Below are 21,857 nucleotides of genomic sequence, written 5' to 3' on the forward strand. Positions count from 1 at the left end.
AAATATAGATACATGAGTGTTTTAGTAAATAAAGATTCAAAAGTAATTGTACAAGGTTTTACCGGAAATGAAGGTACTTACCATGCTTCACAAATGATAGAATACGGCACTGACGTAGTTGGCGGGGTAACTCCTGGTAAAGGCGGACAAACTCATTTAGACAGACCGGTTTTTAACACGGTTAAAGATGCGGTTGATCAGGCTGGCGCCAATGTATCTATCATCTTTGTTCCACCTGCATTTGCTGCAGATGCTATTATGGAAGCTGCTGAGGCTGGAATTAAAGTTATTGTATGTATTACTGAAGGTATCCCTACAAAGGATATGATTCAGGTAAAAGAATATATTTCTGACAAGGACTGTCGTTTAATCGGACCTAACTGTCCTGGAATTATCACTGCTGATGAGGCTAAAATTGGTATCATGCCAGGCTTTATCTTCAAAAAAGGAACAGTTGGTGTTGTATCTAAATCAGGAACGCTTACTTACGAAGCTGTTGATCAGATCGTGAAAGCTGGTTTTGGTATTACTACAGCTATCGGTATCGGTGGAGATCCGATCATTGGTACAACTACAAAAGAAGCTGTTGAACTTTTAATGAATGATCCTGAAACTGAAGGTATCATCATGATTGGTGAAATTGGTGGTGGTATGGAAGCTGAAGCTGCGCTTTGGATTAAAGAAAACGGTACTAAACCCGTTGTCGGTTTCATTGCTGGTCAGACTGCTCCTGCGGGACGTAGAATGGGTCATGCTGGTGCTATCGTTGGTGGTGCTGATGATACTGCTGCTGCAAAAATGAAAATTATGGCAGAATGTGGTATTCATGTAGTGGAAAGCCCGGCTGAAATTGGAATCACAATGGCTGGATTATTGAAAAAATAATCGCTGACCTAAAATTATACAGGCCTGCACATTGAAAAATGCTGCAGGCTTTTTTGTGTTCCTGATTTGTCAGTTTAATTTGACAGCATGCTAAAAACTTTGCATATCCGTTAAGCGTATGTATGGTTATCAATATCATATAAAACCACATCAAATGAAAAATATAATTAACAGATCGCTGCTATTGGGCGGGCTCTTTTTTTTAAGCAGTCTGGTTGCCTGTGCGCAGCAACCTAAGAAAGCCGAACCAAAAAATACAACAGGTAAAATGGAATGGAATAAATTAACAAAGGAAGAAGAAGATGTAATTGTTCGTAAGGGAACAGAATATCCCGGTACGGGCAAATTGCTGAACAATACGGCGAAGGGAACTTACACATGTAAACGCTGTAATGCGCCTTTATATCGCTCGGAATCAAAATTTGAATCTGAATGCGGCTGGCCAAGTTTTGATGATGAGATCAAAGGGGCTGTCATCAGAATACCTGATGCTGACGGGTCCAGGACCGAAATCGTGTGTGCAAATTGTAAAGCCCATCTGGGTCACGTATTCCTTGGAGAAGGTTTTACCGCCAAGAATACACGTAATTGTGTGAACTCAATTTCAATGAATTTTGTGCCTGATAAATAGCACAATTGTGATGTGAAATTTCATAAACGCCCGATGATCAATTCATTGGGCGTTATTTTTTTAGGATGGCAGGATTATTTTGCCTAGATTTGAAGGCTCGGACAAAAAATAGAAAATGAATCCGCATGTTAATGAGCGCAAAAATAGCCTCCATTCACGCAGATTCCATAATGCAATTGAAATAAATAAATAAATACTCTTAAGGGGAAGAAACCGGATGAATTTATATCAGGAATCCATCTCTAAGAGGTAATTGAAATAAATAAATAGATGCTTATGAAATATTGTTTGCTTTTAATCAGCATGTTTCTTTTTATACAAGTTGATGCTCAGGAAGACACTATACCCCTGGATAGCATCCAGAAAATCAAGACCGGTTTTGCAACTTATTACCACAGAAAATTCGAAGGCCGCAGAACTACCAGTGGCGCAAAATACAGAAGGGGCAAATTTACTGCTGCACATCTTTCTCTGCCATTCGGCACCATCGTTACTGTAACTAATCTTTCCAATGGCAAATCGGTAGAGGTTGAAATTAATGACCGCGGGCCTTACAGCAAAAGATTTATCATTGATGTTTCTGAATGTGCTGCCAAAGAACTCGGCTTTTTTGGTAAAGGGCAATCAAAAGTAGAGATCGCCTACAACCGCAAATCATAAGGGCTTATTAAGCATTTTAAGTGGATCTGCAAATGTTATTAACATTTGCACCTTTCGCATTATCTGGTGGTTTTCAAACCTATAAGGAACGGATAAAGTGATAGCACTGTGAATTTCTTTCCTCAATGTGGATAACTACGTCCGCATGTTAACAACTATTGCTATCGTTTAAAAATCACATGGGTTATATTTGTTCTAACAAAATTCTTTGCTACCTCATCATTAGATAATCAGTTAAAGGTTTAGTATTTAAAGGTTTAAGATCAATAAGACGAATAAATATGTTTTATCTTCTCATTTAAATAGTGGCTTTGCTGACTCCGGTAGTCAAAGATGTTAATAACATTGAATTAGCATATTACATCAAAAAATTATATCCATGGAAGAAGAAGTATTACTTAGGGAGAACAAGGATCGCTTTGTCCTTTTGCCAATCAAATATCCGGCAATATGGGAAATGTATAAGAAAAGCGAAGCGAGTTTTTGGACGGCAGAGGAAATAGATTTGTCTGACGATCAGAAACACTGGGATAATCTTAATGATGGTGAAAGACATTTTATCTCCCACATCTTAGCTTTTTTCTCTGCGAGTGATGGTATCGTAAATGAAAACCTTGCGGTAAACTTTATGAGCGAGGTTCAGTTACCTGAAGCACGTTGCTTTTATGGTTTCCAGATCATGATGGAAAATATCCATTCTGAAACCTATGCTTTACTGATTGACACTTATATCAAGGATGAGGCTGAAAAAGACAGACTTTTCCATGCGATAGAAACTGTTCCATGTGTGAAAAGAAAAGCAGAATGGGCTTTACGCTGGATTGATAACGGAAACTTTGCAGAGCGTCTGGTAGCTTTTGCTGCGGTGGAAGGTATCTTCTTTAGTGGTAGCTTCTGCTCAATTTTCTGGTTAAAGAAACGTGGTTTAATGCCGGGCCTAACCTTCAGCAACGAGCTGATCTCAAGAGATGAAGGAATGCATTGTGAATTTGCCTGCCTGCTGTACAAAATGCTCGAAAACAGACTGACTCAGGAAGCTGTACACGGAATCATCAAAGATGCAGTTGAAATTGAGAAGGAATTTGTGACTGATGCATTACCGGTAGCATTGATTGGTATGAACGCAAAACTAATGTCGCAATACATTGAGTTTGTGGCTGACAGATGGTCTCAGGAACTGGGATATGATAAAATATACAATGCCACTAATCCGTTTGATTTTATGGAGATGATTTCCCTGCAGGGAAAAACCAATTTCTTCGAAAAACGTGTTGGAGATTACCAGAAAAGTGGTGTACTCACCTCAACTGAAGACAAAGCAGCTGCTTTCTCTCTTGATGATGATTTTTAGTGCCAGATAATAAAATATTAGTTTATACAAAACCTTAAGAAAATATGTTTGTAGAAAAAAGAGATGGCCGCAAAGAAGCGGTACGGTTTGATAAGATCACTGCACGTATTGAAAAACTGTGTTATGGTTTCAATGCAGAACTGGTAGATCCTATCGATGTAGCTAAGAAAGTTATTGAAGGTTTATATGATGGGGTAACAACATCAGAATTAGATAACCTTGCTGCAGAAACCGCTGCCTCTCTAACCACAAAACATCCTGATTATGCTTTACTAGCTTCCAGGATTGCGGTATCTAACCTGCATAAAAATACGATCAAGTCGTTTTCAAAAACGATGGAGATGCTGTATAAATATGTAGATCCTAAAACGGATAAATCAGCCTCTTTAATTGCTGAGGACGTATGGGAAATCATTCAGAAAAATGCTGACATTTTAGACAGTACTATCATATATGACAGGGATTTCGGTTTTGACTACTTTGGTTTCAAAACACTGGAGAAATCATACCTGTTAAAAGTAAACGGCGTCATTGTAGAACGTCCTCAGCACCTGTATATGCGTGTTGCTGTGGGAATCCACAAAGATGATATTGAGAGTGTAATTACTACTTACAATCAAATGAGTGAGCGTTGGTTTACACATGGTACACCGACTTTATTCAATGCAGGAACACCTAAACCTCAGATGTCTTCCTGCTTTTTACTGACGATGCAGGACGATAGTATTGAAGGAATTTATGATACGCTGAAACAAACTGCCAAAATCTCTCAGAGTGCCGGCGGAATTGGATTGAGTATTCATAATGTAAGAGCTACAGGTGCATACATCAGCGGAACGAACGGAACCAGTAATGGTATCGTGCCGATGTTAAAAGTATTCAATGATACGGCACGTTATGTAGATCAGGGCGGAGGTAAACGTAAAGGTGCATTTGCCATCTATTTAGAGCCATGGCATGCTGATGTTTTTGCTTTCCTGGATTTGCGTAAAAACCACGGCAAGGAAGAAATGCGTGCGCGTGATTTGTTCTACGCCTTATGGATCTGCGATTTGTTCATGCAGCGTGTAGAAGAAAATGGAGAGTGGAGCTTGTTTAGTCCGGATGAGGCACCAGGCTTGGCGGATTGTTTCGGTGCTGAATTTAATGCACTGTACGAGCGTTATGAAAAAGAAGGCCGTGCCCGTAAAACGATCAAAGCACAGGAACTATGGTTTGCGATCCTGGATTCACAGATTGAGACAGGAACACCGTATTTGTTATATAAAGATGCGGCGAATGGTAAATCCAACCAGCAGAACTTAGGAACAATCAAAAGTTCAAACCTGTGTACAGAGATCATGGAGTACTCGTCTAAAGATGAAGTTGCTGTATGTAATTTAGCTTCCCTGGCATTGCCACGCTTTGTCATCAACGGGGAGTTTGATCACCAGAAATTATATGAGATCACTTACCAGACAACTTTAAACCTGAATAAGGTTATAGATAACAACTATTATCCGATAGAAGAAGCAAGGTATTCCAACATGCGCCACAGACCGGTTGGTTTAGGTGTGCAGGGATTAGCTGATGCGTTTATTTTAATGCGTTTACCGTTCGAAAGTGAAGGTGCCAAAGAACTGAATACAGATATCTTTGAAACCATTTACTTCGCAGCGATGACCGCTTCGCATGATCTTGCTTTAAAAGAAGGTGCTTATGAAACTTTCAAAGGATCTCCTTTATCGGAAGGTAAATTTCAGTTTGACCTTTGGAATGTGAAACCGAAGAGTAACCGCTGGGATTGGGAAACATTACGTGCCAAAGTGGTGAAAGACGGTGTGCGTAACTCACTATTGGTTGCACCTATGCCTACGGCTTCTACTTCACAAATATTGGGTAACAACGAATGTTTTGAACCTTATACTTCGAACATTTATACCAGACGTGTATTGAGTGGTGAATTCGTTGTAGTGAACAAACATTTGTTAAAGGACTTAGTCGCTCTCGGATTGTGGACACCTGCAATGAAAGACAGAATTATTCTTGCAAATGGTTCAATTCAGGATATTGCTGAAATCCCTGATTACATTAAAGAATTGTACAAAACAGTTTGGGAAATTAAAATGCGCAGCATTATTGACATGGCCGCAGATCGTGGCGCATACATTTGCCAGTCACAGTCACTGAACCTGTTCATCAATGCACCAAATACATCCAAGCTTACATCAATGCATTTCTATGCATGGAAAAAAGGTTTGAAAACAGGAATGTATTACCTGCGTACGCAGGCAGCTTCTCAGGCAGTTAAATTTACTGTAGAGAATCAGGCCGGAAAGAACATGGAGCCGGTGATTCCGGAACATATCGAACAGGTTGTAGAAGAAATTACAGACGGTCCGGTTTGCTCTATGGAAGAAGGCTGTATCAGCTGCTCAGGATAATTTAAATCTCATAAAGTTAACTTATAAAGTACGGTAATTCATTTTACCGTACTTTTGTGTTTTAATGCAGGATCATAATGGCCAAACATGAAATTATACCATGCGAACGTTGCGGTGTGCCAATTGAGTGTAAAGCGAATTCATACACCAAATGCCAATGCAGTGTAGTGTATCTTGATTTAAATGAAGTGCAGTATATCAGTGAACATTATGATAGCTGTCTCTGTGCTAAATGCCTGTTCGAACTGCAGCAGGAATACAGGGATACGCTGATCAAAACCCCGATTTCAGAATAATCAATCACAGAAATATTTTTCTGTTAACTTTGCACCAAAATTTCATAGAATGGCTAAAGTACAAGTTGGGTTAGTACAGATGACCTGTACCAACAACAAACAAGAGAATTTAGATAAAGCAATTGCAAAGATCCGCGAAATTGCGGCTCAGGGTGCACAGGTAGTATGCCTGCAGGAGTTATTTACTTCACTGTATTTCTGTGACGTGGAAGACTACGAAAACTTTAAACTGGCAGAAACTATTCCCGGCCCCTCTACTGATGTCTTATCTGCAGTTGCTGCAGAACTGAATGTGGTAATTGTGGCTTCACTTTTTGAAAAAAGGGCAGAAGGTCTGTACCATAACACCACAGCAGTTTTAGATGCTGATGGAACTTATCTGGGTAAATACCGTAAAATGCATATTCCTGATGATCCTGGTTTTTATGAAAAGTTCTACTTTACGCCAGGAGATTTGGGTTATAAGGTATTCAAAACCAAATATGCTAAAATTGGTGTGCTGATCTGCTGGGATCAGTGGTATCCTGAAGCTGCACGTTTAACGGCACTGATGGGAGCTGATTTCCTGGTTTACCCAACTGCAATTGGATGGGCAACTACGCAGGATGAAGGTACGAATAAGGAACAATATAATGCCTGGCAAACGATTCAACGCTCGCACGCTATTGCAAATGGTGTACCGGTAGTAAGCATTAACCGTGTTGGTGAAGAAGCTGGTGTTTCTTTCTGGGGCGGATCGTTTGTATCCAATCCTTTCGGATCATTATTATACCAGGCTACCCATGATCAGGAAGAATTAAAAGTGGTAGAACTTGATTTATCGAAATCTGATAGTTACCGGACACACTGGCCGTTTTTACGCGACAGAAGAATTGATAGTTATTCACAAATTACTAAAAGATATATAGATGACGAGTCTATTTGATCACTCGCCCCGGAGAGCGGGATACCGTTTCCCCGCAGAATGGGAAAAACACGAAGCTACATGGCTAACATGGCCTCATAAAGAAGCTTCATGGCCGGGAAAAATAGATACCATTTACGCACCATACTGCCAGTTTATTAAGGTAGTAGCAGAAGGAGAGAAAGTAAGGATTAATGTGAATGATGAGGCAACCAAAGCTTTTGCTGTTGCAAAGCTGGAAGAAGCAGGAGCTGATCTGAGTCAGATAGAATTCTATTTTAATCCAAGCAACGATGCCTGGTGCCGTGATCACGGTCCGGCCTTCCTGATCAATCCTGCTGCAGAACAGAAAAAGGTGGTGGTGGACTGGGGTTATAACGCCTGGGGAGGCAAATATCCTCCTTATGAGCTGGATGATGTTATTCCGACACGTATCGGCGAACATTTTAACCTGCCTGTATTCAATCCGGGTATCGTAATGGAAGGTGGTTCCGTTGAGTTTAACGGAGCAGGGACAATCCTGACTTCAAGAGCTTGTTTACTAAATGAAAACAGGAATCCGCACCTGAACCAGGAACAGATTGAAGAATACCTGAAAGAATGTTATGGTGCTTTACAGGTACTCTGGGTAGGTGATGGTATTGTTGGAGATGATACAGACGGACATATTGATGATATTACCCGTTTTGTAAATCCAAATACAGTGCTTACAGTTATAGAATCTAATCCGCTGGATGAGAACTATATTCTGCTGAAGGAAAATCTGCAGGAGCTGAAAGCCATGAGATTAATCAATGGCATGCCTTTAAATATTATCGAACTACCTATGCCGTCCCCTGTAATTCATGAGGATACGCGATTGCCTGCTTCTTATGCGAATTTTTATATCGCAAATGCAGCAGTAATTGTACCTACATTTAGGGATGTGAATGACGAGATTGCCTTAGAGATCATCAGAAGCGTTTTCCCGGACAGGAAAGTGGTTGGCATCGATTCAACAGACATCATCTGGGGATTAGGCAGCTTCCATTGTTTAAGTCAGCAGGAACCTGCTATATAACCTATATCAAAAAATATAAAAATGAAATTATTAGAAGGAAAAACAGCATTAATTACTGGTGCTTCAAAAGGAATAGGCCGCAAGATAGCGGAGAAATTTGCAGAACAGGGCGCCAATGTTGCTTTCACTTATTTATCATCTGTTGAAAAAGGTGAAGCACTGGAGCAGGAATTACAGACTTACGGCACACAGGTTAAGGGTTACCGCTCTGATGCGTCTAAATTCGACGAAGCAGAAAAACTGATCGCTGATATTGTTGCTGATTTTGGTACGCTTGACATTGTAGTGAACAATGCAGGAATCACAAAAGATGGCTTGTTAATGCGCATGAGTGAAGAAAACTGGGATGATGTGCTGAATGTAAATCTTAAATCAGTATTCAACGTAACCAAAGCGGCTTCAAAAATCATGATGAAAAACCGTAAAGGTTCTTTCATCAATTTAAGTTCAGTAGTAGGTGTTCAGGGAAATGCTGGTCAGGCCAATTATGCGGCTTCTAAAGCGGGAATAATTGGTTTCTCTAAATCTGTAGCTAAAGAATTGGGATCAAGAAATATCCGTACCAATGTAGTTGCACCTGGTTTTATCCGTACTGAAATGACTGATGTGCTCGATCCGAAAGTGGTAAAAGGATGGGAAGAAGGTATTCCTTTGAAACGTGCTGGTGAACCTGAAGATGTAGCTAATGTTTGCGTATTCCTGGCTTCAGATATGAGTGCCTACGTAACCGGACAAGTATTGTCTGTTTGCGGCGGAATGTTATAATCGACAGATAATACCAAAACGAATAATAGAATAAAAGCTATTCCTTGTGATCAGGGAATAGCTTTTGTTTTTTAAATGTATATTTAGTCCGAGTAATGGGCAACACATTTAACATGTATTCTTTTTTAGCTTTAGCTGCCTGTCTGCTAACAGGAGCGCTTTTTGCATTTTTATTATATGCGAAAAAGGATACGCTATCCAAACCTTTAAGCATTATTCTTGCGGTCTGCAGAACGATAAGTATCGCCCTGATCTTATGGTTTCTTTTCTCCCCGCTCATCAGGAATCTCAGCTATACGCTGGAGAAACCGGTCATTGTGATTGCGCAGGATAACTCCTTATCCATCGGTCACGTTACAGCACCCGGATTTGATAGCCTGAAATATAAAAAAGAGCTGCAGCAGCTCGCTAAGGAGCTCTCGGAAAAATACGATATCAGGTTGTATAACTTTAGTGATCAGGTAGCTGAAGGGCTTGATTTTACTTATAAAGGGAAAGTTACCAATGCTGAACTGCTGACAAAAAAACTGAATGATGAATTGGTGAACAGAAATGTTGGTGCAATAGTCCTGGCTACGGATGGGATCTTTAATAAGGGAGGCAATCCTGCCGCCATGTTGGAAGTGCTGAAAGCCCCTGTTTATACCATCGCAATGGGCGATACCATTCCACAGAAAGATGTTCTTATCGCCAATATCAATTCGAGTGAACTGGTTTACCTTGATAATGACTTCAGTATTGAAGTCGAAGTGCAGGCTTATCAGGCCGATGGGCAGCAAAGTATGCTGGTGGTTATGGAAGACGGAAAGAAGATTCATGAAGAGACGATCAAAATTAATTCAAATGCATTTTTCAAAAGTATCCCGGTGCGACTTAAAGCGGCAACACTCGGACAGCACAGGTATACAGTTTCGCTATCAGCTTTATCAAATGAAGTATCTCTCGAAAACAATAAACAGCAGCTGCTGGTTGAGGTGATTGACGACAGACAAAAGATTCTGATTGCAGCAGCAGGACCTCATCCTGATATTGCTGCGTTGCGGCAGTCCATTGCACTGAATAAACACTACGATGTAACCGTGGTGATGAGAGAAGAGCTGCTGAAGACAGATCCAAAAGCATATGGCCTGGTTGTCTTATACCAATTGCCAGGCAATGGATTTGATGCACAGGAATGGATTGACAGGGTTCAGTCTGCACAGGTGTCTTTATTGTATATTCTGGGAGCACAAAGTAATATTAACAGGTTCAATCAGCTGCAAAACCAGGTCAATATATCTGGTAACAATGGTAGTATGCAATACACATATAGTGATGTGAACAGGAAATTTTCGGCATTCGAACTCGATTCGATTTCCAGAAAAGTGATTCAGCATTTCGATCCTTTACAGGCTCCTTTTGGACAGCCGCAATTGAGTAACACCAGCCAGATTGTGCTCAATCAGCGTATAGGTAAAGTCAGTACCAGTTATCCGCAGTTATTTTTCAGCAACAATAGCCTTGTTAAAACAGGTTTCCTGATAGGGGAGGGAGTATGGAAATGGAAACTGGAAGAAGGTATGGAAAACGGTACTACACCGGTCTTTAATGATCTGGTTGGTAAAATCGTTCAGTATCTTTCCGTTAAGGACGATAAGAGGAAGTTTAAAGTAAGCCCTTCAAAAAAGTCATTTGACGGAAACGAACATATCCTGTTGAATGCCTCGCTCTATAATGATAGTTATCAATTGGTAAATAAGCCCGACGTTAATCTGCAGCTGAAGGATGAAAAAGGAAAGGCCTATAATTTTACGTTCTCCAGGTTTGGCTCCTCCTATCAGCTGGATGCCGGGATGCTGCCTGCCGGGAATTATAATTATTTAGCAACAACCACTTTCGGAGGGAAACAGTATAACGCTAAAGGATCTTTGTTTGTCAACGCATTGAATGCGGAATACCAGCAAACCATAGCGAACCATCAGTTGCTTTACCAGATGTCGGCGCAGACAAATGGGAAAATGTATTTTCCGGACCAGCTGCAGGTCTTAAAAGAAGAACTGCTAAAGAATGATCAGATCAAGACCTTAAGTTATGAAGACCGTAAATACGAAGAGCTGATCAGCTTTAAGTGGCTTTTCTTCTTTATCTTGCTCCTGCTCAGTACTGAATGGTTTATCAGGAAAAGAAACGCTGCCCTTTAATCAACCAGATATGCAATTTACTACCACACAAATTATAGAGATTCTCGGTACCATCTCTTTTGCTATTTCAGGTTCATTTGCCGCACTGCAGCGTCGCCTTGATCCCTTCGGAGTGCTGATCATTGCTTTTGTAACTTCTATCGGTGGTGGTACGGTGCGGGACCTGCTTTTGGGAGATACTCCTGTTAAATGGATGAGGGATGTAAATTATTGCTTCCTGATCCTGGCCACCTCATTGCTGACTATCTTTTTCAGGACACATATCAAAAAGTTCAGGATTACCTTATTTCTGTTTGATTCCCTTGGTTTAGGCCTGTTTACGGTATTGGGAATTCAAAAGGGGATAGCCTATGGCCTGAGTCCGGGTATCTGTATTGCTTTGGGAACCATTACAGGTTGTTTTGGCGGGGTAATCAGGGATACACTGCTCAACACGATTCCGCTGATTTTCCGGAAAGAAATTTATGCTACCGCTTGTATTATAGGGGGGATGCTGTATTTTACCTTAATGTATTTTGACCTGAAAACAGATGTGGCGAAAGTGCTCGTGATTGGTTTCATCTTCGCTTTGCGGATCGTGGTCGTCCGCTACAAATTATCACTACCCAAGTTTGGGTATTAGTCTTTAGGTGCTTCTTTAATGATCACGAAAACATCTTCGTTATCTTTTTTCATAAAGTACTTTTCCCTCGCAAACTTCTCCGCTGTATTTAAATTCGTATTGAGCTCATTAAGGTCCTTTTTGACACGGGCTGTTTCTTTCTCATAAAAGTCCTTTTCTTCCTGCAGCTTATGAACCTCAGTGCGGTATTCGTACTGGGAAAGCATATCATTCTTATCAAAAAATAACATCCATACCACAAAGGCTGCGGCAGACAGGAAGTATTTGTTTCTAAAGATTTCCAGTAATCGGTTCATATTCAGCAAATATATAAATAAAACAGGCAAAAATTACACCTTCTCAGCGCAATTATTTGATGTAAACGTTATTACAACCGTTTAAATTGTATACAAAAAACCTCCGGCCTTCTTAAAAGGCCGGAGGTTTCAATTACCTGATGCTGCTGTTTGAAAAGAGCTTCAAACATCTTCAGGTTATTATTTTTTCAGAAATTTGAAATCTTTACCGATGAAACGACCGGCAGAACCTAATTCTTCTTCGATACGTAACAACTGGTTGTATTTTGCTATCCTGTCAGAACGTGAAGCTGAACCAGTTTTGATCTGACCACAGTTTAACGCAACAGCTAAATCAGCAATAGTAGTATCTTCAGTTTCTCCCGAACGGTGACTCATTACCGAAGTATAACCACTGTTCTGTGCCAATGATACTGCATTGATAGTTTCTGTTAATGAACCAATCTGGTTTACTTTAACCAGGATGGAGTTTGCAATGCTTTTGTCTATACCTTGTTGTAAACGTTTTACGTTAGTTACAAACAAATCATCACCCACTAACTGTACTTTGTTACCGATAGCTAATGTTAAAGCTTCCCATGCAGCCCAGTCATCTTCATCCAAACCATCTTCAATTGAGATGATAGGATATTTATTTGCCCAGTCTACCCAGTATTTAACCATTTCATCAGAGCTTAATTTCTCTCCGGATGATTTGTGGAAGTTATAAGTTTTTGTTTTGCTGTCATACATTTCAGAAGCAGCAGCATCCATAGCAATCCAGATATCTTTACCAGGAGTGAAACCAGCAGTTTCAATCGCAGTTAATACTGTTTCAATTGCCTCAACGTTAGAACCGATGTTTGGTGCAAAACCACCTTCATCACCTACGTTAGTAGAATAACCTTTTTTCTTTAATACATCTTTCAGGTGGTGAAATACCTGAGTTCCCATTTGTAATGCTTCAGAAAAACTGTTAGCACCCAAAGGCATAATCATGAATTCCTGGAAATCAATTTTGTTATCCGCATGTGCACCACCGTTTAAGATGTTCATCATTGGAACTGGTAAAGTATTTGCATTTACACCACCAATATAACGGTATAAAGGCTGTCTGCTTTCTGCAGCTGCTGCTTTAGCTACTGCTAAAGAAACACCTAAGATTGCATTTGCACCTAAATTTCCTTTATTTTCAGAACCATCAAGGTCGATCATTAACTTATCGATCAGGTTTTGTTCGAAAACATCAACTCCCTGAAGTTCTTTAGCGATTTTTTTATTTACATTTTCAACGGCTTTTAACACACCTTTGCCCATGTAGACTTTTTTATCCCCATCTCTTAATTCAACCGCCTCATGTTTACCAGTACTTGCACCAGAAGGTACAGCAGCACGGCCCATCTGGCCATTCTCAGTGATTACTTCTACTTCAACAGTAGGGTTACCTCTTGAATCGAGGATTTGTCTTGCATGTACATCAATAATTAAACTCATATTGTTATATTTTTTGGTTTTGTTGCGCTTAGTGTATATTATACAATTACTAAGTAAGCATTCAAAGTTAAAATAAAATTTAAATTATACAGGATGAATGCCTTATAAAATTACTCCCACTTGAACACCTTGACTGCCAGCACGTATATTCCTATACCCCAGATGACCATAATCAGGATCTGTTGTTTTACATCCCACAGCCCCGCGCCTTCAAAAGCAACCTGTCGCATCGCATCATTTAAATAGGTTAAAGGTAAAGCCCTGCTGATCGGCTGCAGCCAGGAGGGGAAATTATCGATAGAGAAAAAGGTTCCCGATAATAAAAACTGGGGCAGTGTAATGATGTTGGATATCGGCGGAATGGTACTTTCACTTTTAGCAATACCAGATACCACAAAGCCAAAACCCATAAATACGATCAGTCCTATGATAGAGAGCACAATCATATTCAGCACGGTGACGGTGCCGTGAATCAAAGTGAAATGAAAAAAGAAGTGGCCTACAAGTATAATGAAGATCGCTCCCAGTAAGGCAAAACCAATCCTGGCAAGACATTCACCTAAGATGATGCTGGACCTGCTGACAGGGGTAGCAAAAAATCTTTTGATCACCAGCGTTTGGCGCAGACTAAAAAATACGAATGCAGTGCCGAATACGCCGGTACTCAGCAAAGAGAAACCCAACTGTCCGGGTAATATAAAGTCTATCGTTCTGTAAGTACGGCCATGAACAGTGCTTTCCCTTACTTCTGCCACAGCAGGTTTCAGTTCTTTCGAGTTCAGTGTGTACATCAGGTTGGTCAATATAGATTTGAGAATATTTCCCTTATCAATTGATGCCGAACTGTATTTTACATTGGCCAGATAGGCAGGCTGCGGAACAGAATTCTTACGAACTTCGATCACCCCCGCTAAAGTGCCTTTTTCCAGTTGCTGGTCAATTTCTTTCGTGTCCCTGTCTTTGATCAGCTTTACCACGGTAGTCTGCTCAAGTGCTTTGATCACTGGATTATTAAGGTCTGATCCTGGTGCAATGGCGAGATCTACTTTAATACCTCCGCCACCCAGGAATCCAAAAACAAGGATAAATATCAGCGGAAATGCAAGGGTGAAAACCACGGCAGAAGGACTGCGTGTGATTGATCTGAAACTGGCTTTTGCCAGTGCCAGGGTAGCTTTTGTATGATTATAAGGTTTGTTCATTTTCTTTTATTTAGCCTTCACGCCATTCTTTGCCGGTCAGGTTGATAAATACATCTTCCAGGTTGGCTTTTTTTACTTCCTTTTTACGTTCAAATCCACGGCTCAGTAACTGATCAATCAGGTTATCTGGCGTATCCAGTGCGATGATCTCGCCGCGCTCAACAAAAGCAACACGGTCACACAACTGCTCTGCCTCGTCCATATAATGGGTGGTGATCACTACTGTCGTCCCGCTGTTCCTGATGGCTATTATCAGATCCCATAAATTTCGGCGTGCCTGCGGATCAAGGCCCGTAGTGGGTTCATCAAGAAAAATGATCTTAGGAGAATTCAGCAGGGTGGTGGCAATAGAAAAACGTTGTTTTTGTCCGCCTGATAAAGCTTTATACTTTGCTTTAGCCTTATCCTGTAGGTTTACCTTTTCCAGCATTTCCATCGGCTTTACATCTACACCGTAAAGTCCGGCAAAAAGCTCCATTAACTCTACGAGGTTAAGATTTGGATAATAACCCGCAGCCTGTAACTGTACGCCGATAATACGTTTGATCTCATTCGGCTGCTCATCAACAGATAAACCGTCAACAATAATTTCTCCCGAAGTCTTGTCACGCAGCGTTTCAATAATTTCTAAAGTTGTCGTTTTCCCGGCACCATTTGGTCCCAGTAAACCAAAGATCTCGTTCTCATATACATCGAAACTGATTCCCTGTACAGCCTTAAAATCAGCGTAGTTTTTTACCAGATTGCGAACACTGATAATGGCATTGGTTTTATCCATAAGATAAATGTAATAAGGTTTTATGCAAAAAGGATTGAAATCATTCAATCCTTTTTAAAAATGGTGGTAATATGATGATTAACCTGTTACCAGGATAATTTTCCTGTCATCAGGTCAACGAAATCGTCGAATAAATAACGTGAGTCATGCGGGCCTGGAGAAGACTCCGGATGGTATTGTACAGAGAATGCTTTTTTACCTTTCACACGAATTCCTTCGATAGACTGATCATTCAAATTGATATGCGTAATTTCTACCTTATCAGAGTTCCTTACTTCATCTGGTATCACCCCGAAACCATGGTTCTGAGAAGTTACCTCACAATGGTCTTTAATAATATTTTTAACCGGGTGGTTTAATCCCCTGTGTCCGTTGAACATTTTCATGGTGCCAATTCCATTGGCCTGTGCAAGGAGCTGGTGACCAAGGCAGATGCCGAAAAGGGGCTTATCTGTGGCCAGAATTTCCTTTACTGTATCAATTGCATAAGACATTGCGGCCGGATCACCAGGGCCATTCGAAATGAAATAAGCATCAGCACCCCATTTATCCATTTCTGCAAATGAAGTTTTTGCAGGGAATACCTGGATGTATAAATCCCTGTCGTCAAAATTGCGCAGGGTATTTTTCTTAATTCCGAAATCCAGTGCTGCAACTTTATAAGTAGCTTCAGGTGAACCGTAAAAATAAGGCTCTTTGGTAGATACCTGAGAAGACAATTCCAATCCATCCATTGAAGGAACTTCCGCAAGTTTGGCTTTTAATTCTTCAATGTCGGTTATTTCTGAAGAGATGATGGCATTCATCGCTCCCTGATCCCTGATCTTTCTTACCAGTGCACGTGTATCAATATCTGAGATACCTACAATATTTTCATTCTGGAAGTAATCCTGGATAGATTCGCTGGCTTCTTTACGGCTGTAGCCAATGTTGTAGTTTTTACAAACCAGACCTGCAATTTTAATCGAATCTGATTCGATCTCTTCTTTATGAATTCCATAATTACCAATATGGGCATTGGTAGTGACCATGATCTGTCCGAAATAAGAAGGGTCAGTAAATATTTCCTGATATCCCGTCATTCCTGTATTGAAACAAATCTCCCCTGTTGTTGTACCAATTTTTCCGGCAGCTTTACCGTGATAAACGGTGCCGTCGGCCAATAACAGAATCGCAGGTAACTTGGTGTAGTTAGTCATCGTAATTTAAATGAGAAATAAAGATTAAAAAAGGGATTAATGAATGAAGATTTGCGGTTTTTAAGTCGCTAAAGTGATTAACAAATGTGCTGCTATCTAACCCGTTCATTTCGGGATACAAAGATACGTTTTTCAACTTCATATCCATATTTTTTTTGAAAGGATTAAAATGTTACGTGATCTGTTGTATATAATGACCCCTTTGCTGTCGGTTTCTCAAATGAATACCCTAATTTTGCTCGCCTAAAGCATAAATTTATGTCTGTACACAAAGAAGTAAAGCGCATTACTACTCATATCCTCCAGGAGATGAAACAGCGTGGTGAAAAAATTACGATGTTAACTGCATATGATTATTCCATGGCAACAGTGCTGGATGACGCAGGACTTGATGTTCTGTTAGTGGGTGATTCTGCTTCAAACGTAATGGCTGGTCATGAAACTACTTTACCGATTACACTGGACCAAATGATCTATCATGCACAGAGTGTGGTAAGAGGAGCAACGCGTGCTTTCGTAGTGGCCGATCTTCCATTTGGTTCTTACCAGGGAAATTCAAAAGAGGCTTTGAGCTCTGCCATCAGGATGATGAAAGAATCTGGTGCACATGGAGTGAAACTGGAAGGCGGAACCGAAATTGTAGATTCTATAGAACGCATTATCACTGCAGGAATCCCGGTAATGGGGCATTTGGGTTTAACGCCGCAATCTATTTATAAATTCGGAACTTATACGGTAAGGGCAAAAGGTGAGCAGGAAGCAGAGAAACTGAAGCTTGATGCTAAGGCTTTGCAGGAAGCAGGCTGCTTTGCTGTCGTTTTAGAAAAAATACCGGCGGCACTGGCTAAAGAAGTTACAGAAAGTCTGGATATCCCCGTGATCGGTATAGGGGCAGGGCCGCATTGCGATGGACAGGTTTTGGTGGTAAATGATATGATCGGATTAACGAAGGGTTTTAAACCGCGTTTTCTCCGTCAGTATATCAATTTATATGATGGCATCCTTGGTGCCGCAAAATCGTATATCAGCGATGTGAAAAGTAACGACTTCCCGAATGAAAAAGAGCAATATTAAAAGATGCCTGTAACTGACAAAGATGTACTGTATGAAGACAATCACCTGATCGCTATTCTTAAGCGCGCTGGTGATATCGTGCAGGTAGATGAGACCGGGGATGAACCGCTGGACGAAAAGGTAAAGAAATACATTGCAGCAAAATATAATAAACCAAATGGTGCCTTTTTAGGTGTGGTACATCGCCTGGACCGCCCGGTTAGTGGTGTCATCCTGTTTGCAAAAACGAGTAAGGCACTGGAAAGAATGAACGCTGTTTTTAAAAACAGGGAGGTGAAAAAAACCTATTGGGCAGTTGTACGTAATAAGCCGGCAAAGGAATCAGGAACACTGGTACACTGGCTGGTCAAAAACCCTAAAACGAATGTAGTTACGCCTCATCTTACAGAAGTAGCGGGCAGTCAGCGGGCAGAATTGAGTTACCGTCTGCTTGGTGAACTTGGCGGTTATTACCTGATTGAAGTTGATCCGCTGACTGGACGCTCGCATCAGATCAGGGTGCAGTTGTCGACATTAGGATGCCCCATAGTGGGTGATAACAAGTACGGCTACCCAAGGGGCAGCCGTAAAGGAAGTATTTGTTTGCATGCAAGAAGATTACAATTCCTGCATCCCGTAAAAAAGGAGCCGGTAAATATTTTTGCCAGACTTCCTGTAGATGGATTCTGGGAGCGTTTCGAATCCTTTTAGGTTTTCGAAACGCTGTATTATTTGCAGTCTGTTTTAGAAAGGATAATCCCTTCGCCAAATTTCACTGCAGTTCTGTCTTTGAAGATCGTTTTGCCATTTTTCTCTTCCGATGGACCATAACCTTCAATCAGCTGGTCGCCTTTTTTAAGAAAAATTACCTGTCTTACCGAGCTGCTACCTTCAGACAGGAAGGAATAGTCAAGACTGATGGTGTCACCTTTGATGATACCCGCTACTGTCCCTGTATTTTTATCCTTTTCAAACAAATTATAACTCAGTTCACCTGTTACCGCATCCTCAACCTGATTTAAGGAAAGTGATACAGTATCCCTGTTTTTTAAAGAGATATAACATGCTTTGCTTTCCATGGCCGCAGTATCCGGAGATTTAGCCAGACTGTCGGCTTTTTGTTCAGTAGTTTTGTTCTGGCAAGCGGCTATGATACCTGCAATACCAGCCAAAAGCAATATGGATTTTCTCATGATCATTCTTTTTTTAAGATAGGGTATACAATAGCCATACCATTTTGATTTTTACCAGATGTAGGTTCCCACAGCGCCACCAGCCAGTTTACCTGAAACGATCCTGCCTTCACTTTTAATATTGAAGAGCTGTTCACCAGCATTACCATTCACTACAATCAGTACTCTCTTGCCGTCAGGTCTCACAAAAGCTACGTTCTGTAAGTTACTGATGATGTTGGAGCCAATTCTTACAGAGCCGGGTCTTACGAATTTCGAAGCATGTCCGATGATATAATAGGCTACGTTTTTAGTGACAGCCGGACTAATGGTGATTGCGCCCAGGCAACTTGTGCAGCCACCAACGGTATGTGGACCATAGTTAGGATCCGCAGCAAGGTTCCATTCCAGCACATTGCGGCTCCAGTTACGTGTAGCGCCGATAATTAATGTAGATACATGCCACTTCAGGTCCTCATTAAACTTACCGGGACCACCAACCCACTGTTCAGTAAAATAAATGTTTCTATCCGGATGGGCCTCATGCACTTTGGATAATGCAGAAATTTCTCCTCCATATAAATGAAATGCAGATCCATCTACGTATTGTTTGGCATCGGCATCGTTAAGAATAGTAATAGGGTAATCCGGTCTGTCGGCATTGTGATCATAAACAATGATTTTTGTCTTGATACCAGAAGCTTTAAAAATCGGACCTAAGGCTGTTTTAATAAAGATAGCCTGATCTTTTGCGTCCATATACATACTTGGTACATTGCCCGGATGTAAAGGTTCATTCTGAATCGTGATCGCATCTATCCTGATGCCCTGTGCTTTCATCGCATTGATGTATTTCACCAGGTATCTGGAATAAGAGGCATAATATTCCTTTTTAAGGCTTCCGCCTTTAAAACCCGCATTGTCCTTCATCCAGGTAGGTGCTGTCCAGGGGGAACCCAGTATTTTGATATCCGGGTTGATGGATACAATCTTTTTAAGGATAGGAACCAGGTCAGCCATTTCTTTTTCGATGGAAAATTTATCCTGGTTAATATCAGTCTGTCCCGCTGGCAGTTCATTGTAAGTGAAGGTGTCTGCGCTTAGGTCAGACGCACCGATACTCACCCTCAGATAACTGACACCAATACCATTTTTTTCAGTGGAGAAGATATCTTTTAACAGTGCATCTTTCTCAGCTGCCGGTAAGGCATTGATCAGACCGGCACTTCCGCCAGTCAGTGTATAACCAAAACCATCTATCGACTGGAATTTTTGCTTTTCATCTACTTCAATTGTGGGATTTTCATTAGATGAGGTGCCGAAATTCAGCACCTCATTTTGTTTTTCCAGTAAAACTGATTGATCACCTGTAGTCAGCCAGAAAGCGACATCACTGTTGCCTTTTGGTGCCTCTGTAGTCGCTTTTTTCGCAGAACATGCGGCGAGGGCGACTGTAAATAGTATCAATATATACTTTTTCATTATTTGATATTTGGATTTCTATCCTGCTCTTGCTGAGGAATAGGGAAAAGTAGTTCAGGAGCGGTAACATTGTAATTCAAAGAATTTCCGCTGCCATCTTTCTGTGCGTTCATCACTGCAATAGCCCTGTCAGTTCTCAGCAGGTCAAACCAGCGGTGTCCCTCAAAAGCAAGTTCCAGTCTGCGCTCTTTTTCAATCGCAAGACGCATTGCCGCCTGGTCAGCTGCAGGAGTACCACCAAGGTTAACCCTTCTTCTGATCTGGTCTACCAGTAATTTTGAGGCCGACCAGCCCGCGCTGCTCAGTTCATTTACCGCTTCAGCTTTCAGCAAGATGATATCAGCCAGACGGATCTTATAATTATCACTTTTATCATCAGCTCTGTATTTATTGATGAAAGGATAGTTTGATTTAGACCAGTAGGCATCAGACCATCCGTCTGAACTTACGTCTTTAAACAAGATGCTCGCATTTTTACGGACAAGGTCACCCTCATCATCGTAGGCTTTTACAAGGTCATTGCTTGGGGTATTAAATCTTTTCCAGCCGGTTCCTGTAATGATACCCGGCATCCAGTTACCGTGTCTGCCGCCATTCCCGTCAAACTGCATTTCCCAGATTGCTTCAGAATTGTTCTTATTGGCCGGATCAAATAGTCCGCTGAAATTTCCGAATAAGGAGTATCCGCCTGCAATAGTTGCATCGCAATACTGGTTTACTTTTGTCCAGTCTTTAACGGGCTTGGTCGCATATACTTTAGCCAGTAATGCATTTGCCACACCTTTAGTAAATATTCCTTTATTCACTGCCGTTGTGTTCGCATTGGCCAGGGCAAATTCCAGGTCTTTAATGATCTGTTCGTAAATGGCATCAACAGTTGCTTTTGACGGTTGTGTTTCTGCCAGTGTTGTTGCCGTTTTTAAGATCAGCGGTGCAGCACCGTACAAACGTACAATGTTGAAATATTGTGCTGCTCTGATGCCACTTGCCTCGGCCAGCATCTGATTTCTTCTGTTTCCTGCGTCAAGACTGGCATCTGCGATAGTTGGAATAATTTCCAATACCTCATTTGCATTTTTGATATCAGTGTACAACCCTTTCCAGTCCCTGGCAACATTACCGTTAGTGGAAGTTACCGTAAACAGATCTATTTGTATGTTTGCCGGATTGTCTCCGCCTGCATAGGCATTGTCAGACATCACGTCGCCGTTAGTCATGAAATCCCAGATGTTATAATCATTATACATCGCATCATACATCCCTGCAACTAATTTTTCTGCACCAGCAGCATCCGTAATTTTATCGGCTGTTACCTGGTTAAAAGGGGTCTTATCTAAAAAATCTTTTTTACAGCCAGATTGAACTGAAAGGACCAAAGTCCCGGCTGCGATCAGTGCATATATTTTTGATCTCATTTCTCTAAAA

The 21,857-nt window shown here is 41.0% G+C and carries 21 protein-coding genes; 13 read left to right on the top strand and 8 right to left on the bottom strand.

The annotated features are described in order from the left end of the window. The first annotated feature begins 12 nt into the window (after positions 1-12). From sucD to OQX62_RS03315, 11 genes are all read left to right on the top strand, one after another. The gene (sucD, locus tag OQX62_RS03265; protein WP_265829967.1) at positions 13-885 is read left to right on the top strand and encodes a succinate--CoA ligase subunit alpha; all 873 of its coding nucleotides are present in this window, start codon (positions 13-15) and stop codon (positions 883-885) included. A gap of 154 nt (positions 886-1,039) precedes the next feature. Further along, on the top strand, positions 1,040-1,516 hold the full coding sequence (locus OQX62_RS03270; protein WP_265829968.1) for a methionine-R-sulfoxide reductase: 477 nt from the start codon (positions 1,040-1,042) through the stop codon (positions 1,514-1,516). Between the two features lie 276 nt (positions 1,517-1,792). Next, positions 1,793-2,176 (top strand): septal ring lytic transglycosylase RlpA family protein, encoded by a 384-nt coding sequence (locus tag OQX62_RS03275; RefSeq protein WP_265829969.1) that lies wholly within the window; start codon positions 1,793-1,795, stop codon positions 2,174-2,176. Positions 2,177-2,555: 379 nt separating this feature from the next. Next, entirely contained in the window at positions 2,556-3,527 is a 972-nt protein-coding gene (locus tag OQX62_RS03280; protein WP_265829970.1) for a ribonucleoside-diphosphate reductase small subunit, read from the top strand. A 44-nt stretch (positions 3,528-3,571) separates the two neighbouring features. Next, complete coding sequence (locus OQX62_RS03285; RefSeq protein WP_265829971.1) at positions 3,572-5,950, top strand: ribonucleoside-diphosphate reductase subunit alpha; 2,379 nt, start codon at positions 3,572-3,574, stop codon at positions 5,948-5,950. A 77-nt stretch (positions 5,951-6,027) separates the two neighbouring features. Continuing rightward, positions 6,028-6,246: a cysteine-rich CWC family protein gene (locus OQX62_RS03290; RefSeq protein ID WP_265829972.1), complete on the top strand. Its 219-nt coding sequence runs from the start codon at positions 6,028-6,030 to the stop codon at positions 6,244-6,246. 49 nt (positions 6,247-6,295) lie between these two features. Beyond that, positions 6,296-7,171 carry a carbon-nitrogen hydrolase gene (locus tag OQX62_RS03295; RefSeq protein WP_265829973.1) on the top strand — a complete coding sequence of 292 codons (876 nt, stop codon included), beginning with the start codon at positions 6,296-6,298 and terminating at the stop codon, positions 7,169-7,171. Continuing rightward, positions 7,155-8,210, top strand: a complete 1,056-nt coding sequence (locus tag OQX62_RS03300; RefSeq protein ID WP_265829974.1) for an agmatine deiminase family protein — start codon at positions 7,155-7,157, stop codon at positions 8,208-8,210. The genes OQX62_RS03295 and OQX62_RS03300 overlap by 17 nt, the downstream gene beginning before the upstream one ends. Positions 8,211-8,231: 21 nt before the next feature. Next, on the top strand, positions 8,232-8,975 hold the full coding sequence (fabG, locus tag OQX62_RS03305; protein ID WP_265829975.1) for a 3-oxoacyl-[acyl-carrier-protein] reductase: 744 nt from the start codon (positions 8,232-8,234) through the stop codon (positions 8,973-8,975). 113 nt (positions 8,976-9,088) lie between these two features. Continuing rightward, positions 9,089-11,155 (top strand): hypothetical protein, encoded by a 2,067-nt coding sequence (locus OQX62_RS03310; protein WP_265829976.1) that lies wholly within the window; start codon positions 9,089-9,091, stop codon positions 11,153-11,155. Positions 11,156-11,165: 10 nt separating this feature from the next. Continuing rightward, positions 11,166-11,777 (top strand): trimeric intracellular cation channel family protein, encoded by a 612-nt coding sequence (locus OQX62_RS03315; RefSeq protein WP_265829977.1) that lies wholly within the window; start codon positions 11,166-11,168, stop codon positions 11,775-11,777. Here the strand turns inward: OQX62_RS03315 and OQX62_RS03320 are convergent. From OQX62_RS03320 to carA, 5 genes are all read right to left on the bottom strand, one after another. After that, a complete protein-coding gene (locus OQX62_RS03320; RefSeq protein WP_265829978.1) occupies positions 11,774-12,073 on the bottom strand; it encodes an FtsB family cell division protein in 300 nt (99 codons plus the stop codon). The genes OQX62_RS03315 and OQX62_RS03320 overlap by 4 nt on opposite strands. A 180-nt stretch (positions 12,074-12,253) precedes the next feature. Next, the gene (gene eno / locus OQX62_RS03325; protein WP_265829979.1) at positions 12,254-13,546 is read right to left on the bottom strand and encodes a phosphopyruvate hydratase; all 1,293 of its coding nucleotides are present in this window, start codon (positions 13,544-13,546) and stop codon (positions 12,254-12,256) included. A 110-nt stretch (positions 13,547-13,656) separates the two neighbouring features. Further along, complete coding sequence (locus tag OQX62_RS03330; RefSeq protein WP_265829980.1) at positions 13,657-14,748, bottom strand: ABC transporter permease; 1,092 nt, start codon at positions 14,746-14,748, stop codon at positions 13,657-13,659. 10 nt (positions 14,749-14,758) lie between these two features. Next, a complete protein-coding gene (locus tag OQX62_RS03335) occupies positions 14,759-15,526 on the bottom strand; it encodes an ABC transporter ATP-binding protein (protein ID WP_265829981.1) in 768 nt (255 codons plus the stop codon). An 86-nt stretch (positions 15,527-15,612) separates the two neighbouring features. Next, complete coding sequence (carA, locus tag OQX62_RS03340; protein WP_265829982.1) at positions 15,613-16,725, bottom strand: glutamine-hydrolyzing carbamoyl-phosphate synthase small subunit; 1,113 nt, start codon at positions 16,723-16,725, stop codon at positions 15,613-15,615. Positions 16,726-16,983: 258 nt separating this feature from the next. On the opposite strand from carA, the gene panB reads away from it, so the two are divergent. Next, the gene (gene panB / locus OQX62_RS03345) at positions 16,984-17,799 is read left to right on the top strand and encodes a 3-methyl-2-oxobutanoate hydroxymethyltransferase (RefSeq protein ID WP_265829983.1); all 816 of its coding nucleotides are present in this window, start codon (positions 16,984-16,986) and stop codon (positions 17,797-17,799) included. 3 nt (positions 17,800-17,802) lie between these two features. After that, positions 17,803-18,489 (top strand): RluA family pseudouridine synthase, encoded by a 687-nt coding sequence (locus OQX62_RS03350; protein WP_265829984.1) that lies wholly within the window; start codon positions 17,803-17,805, stop codon positions 18,487-18,489. Between the two features lie 17 nt (positions 18,490-18,506). Here OQX62_RS03350 and OQX62_RS03355 read toward each other — a convergent pair whose 3' ends face one another. The 3 genes from OQX62_RS03355 to OQX62_RS03365 are packed head-to-tail and all read right to left on the bottom strand — an operon-like array spanning position 18,507 to position 21,847. Beyond that, positions 18,507-18,971 (bottom strand): hypothetical protein, encoded by a 465-nt coding sequence (locus tag OQX62_RS03355; RefSeq protein ID WP_265829985.1) that lies wholly within the window; start codon positions 18,969-18,971, stop codon positions 18,507-18,509. 51 nt (positions 18,972-19,022) lie between these two features. Then, positions 19,023-20,432, bottom strand: a complete 1,410-nt coding sequence (locus tag OQX62_RS03360) for a glycoside hydrolase family 30 protein (RefSeq protein ID WP_265829986.1) — start codon at positions 20,430-20,432, stop codon at positions 19,023-19,025. After that, a complete protein-coding gene (locus OQX62_RS03365; protein ID WP_265829987.1) occupies positions 20,432-21,847 on the bottom strand; it encodes a RagB/SusD family nutrient uptake outer membrane protein in 1,416 nt (471 codons plus the stop codon). Before OQX62_RS03365 ends, OQX62_RS03360 begins: the two co-directional genes overlap by 1 nt. Positions 21,848-21,857: the final 10 nt, after the last annotated feature.

This window comes from Pedobacter sp. MR2016-24, from assembly GCF_026239655.1.
GTDB lineage: Bacteria > Bacteroidota > Bacteroidia > Sphingobacteriales > Sphingobacteriaceae > Pedobacter.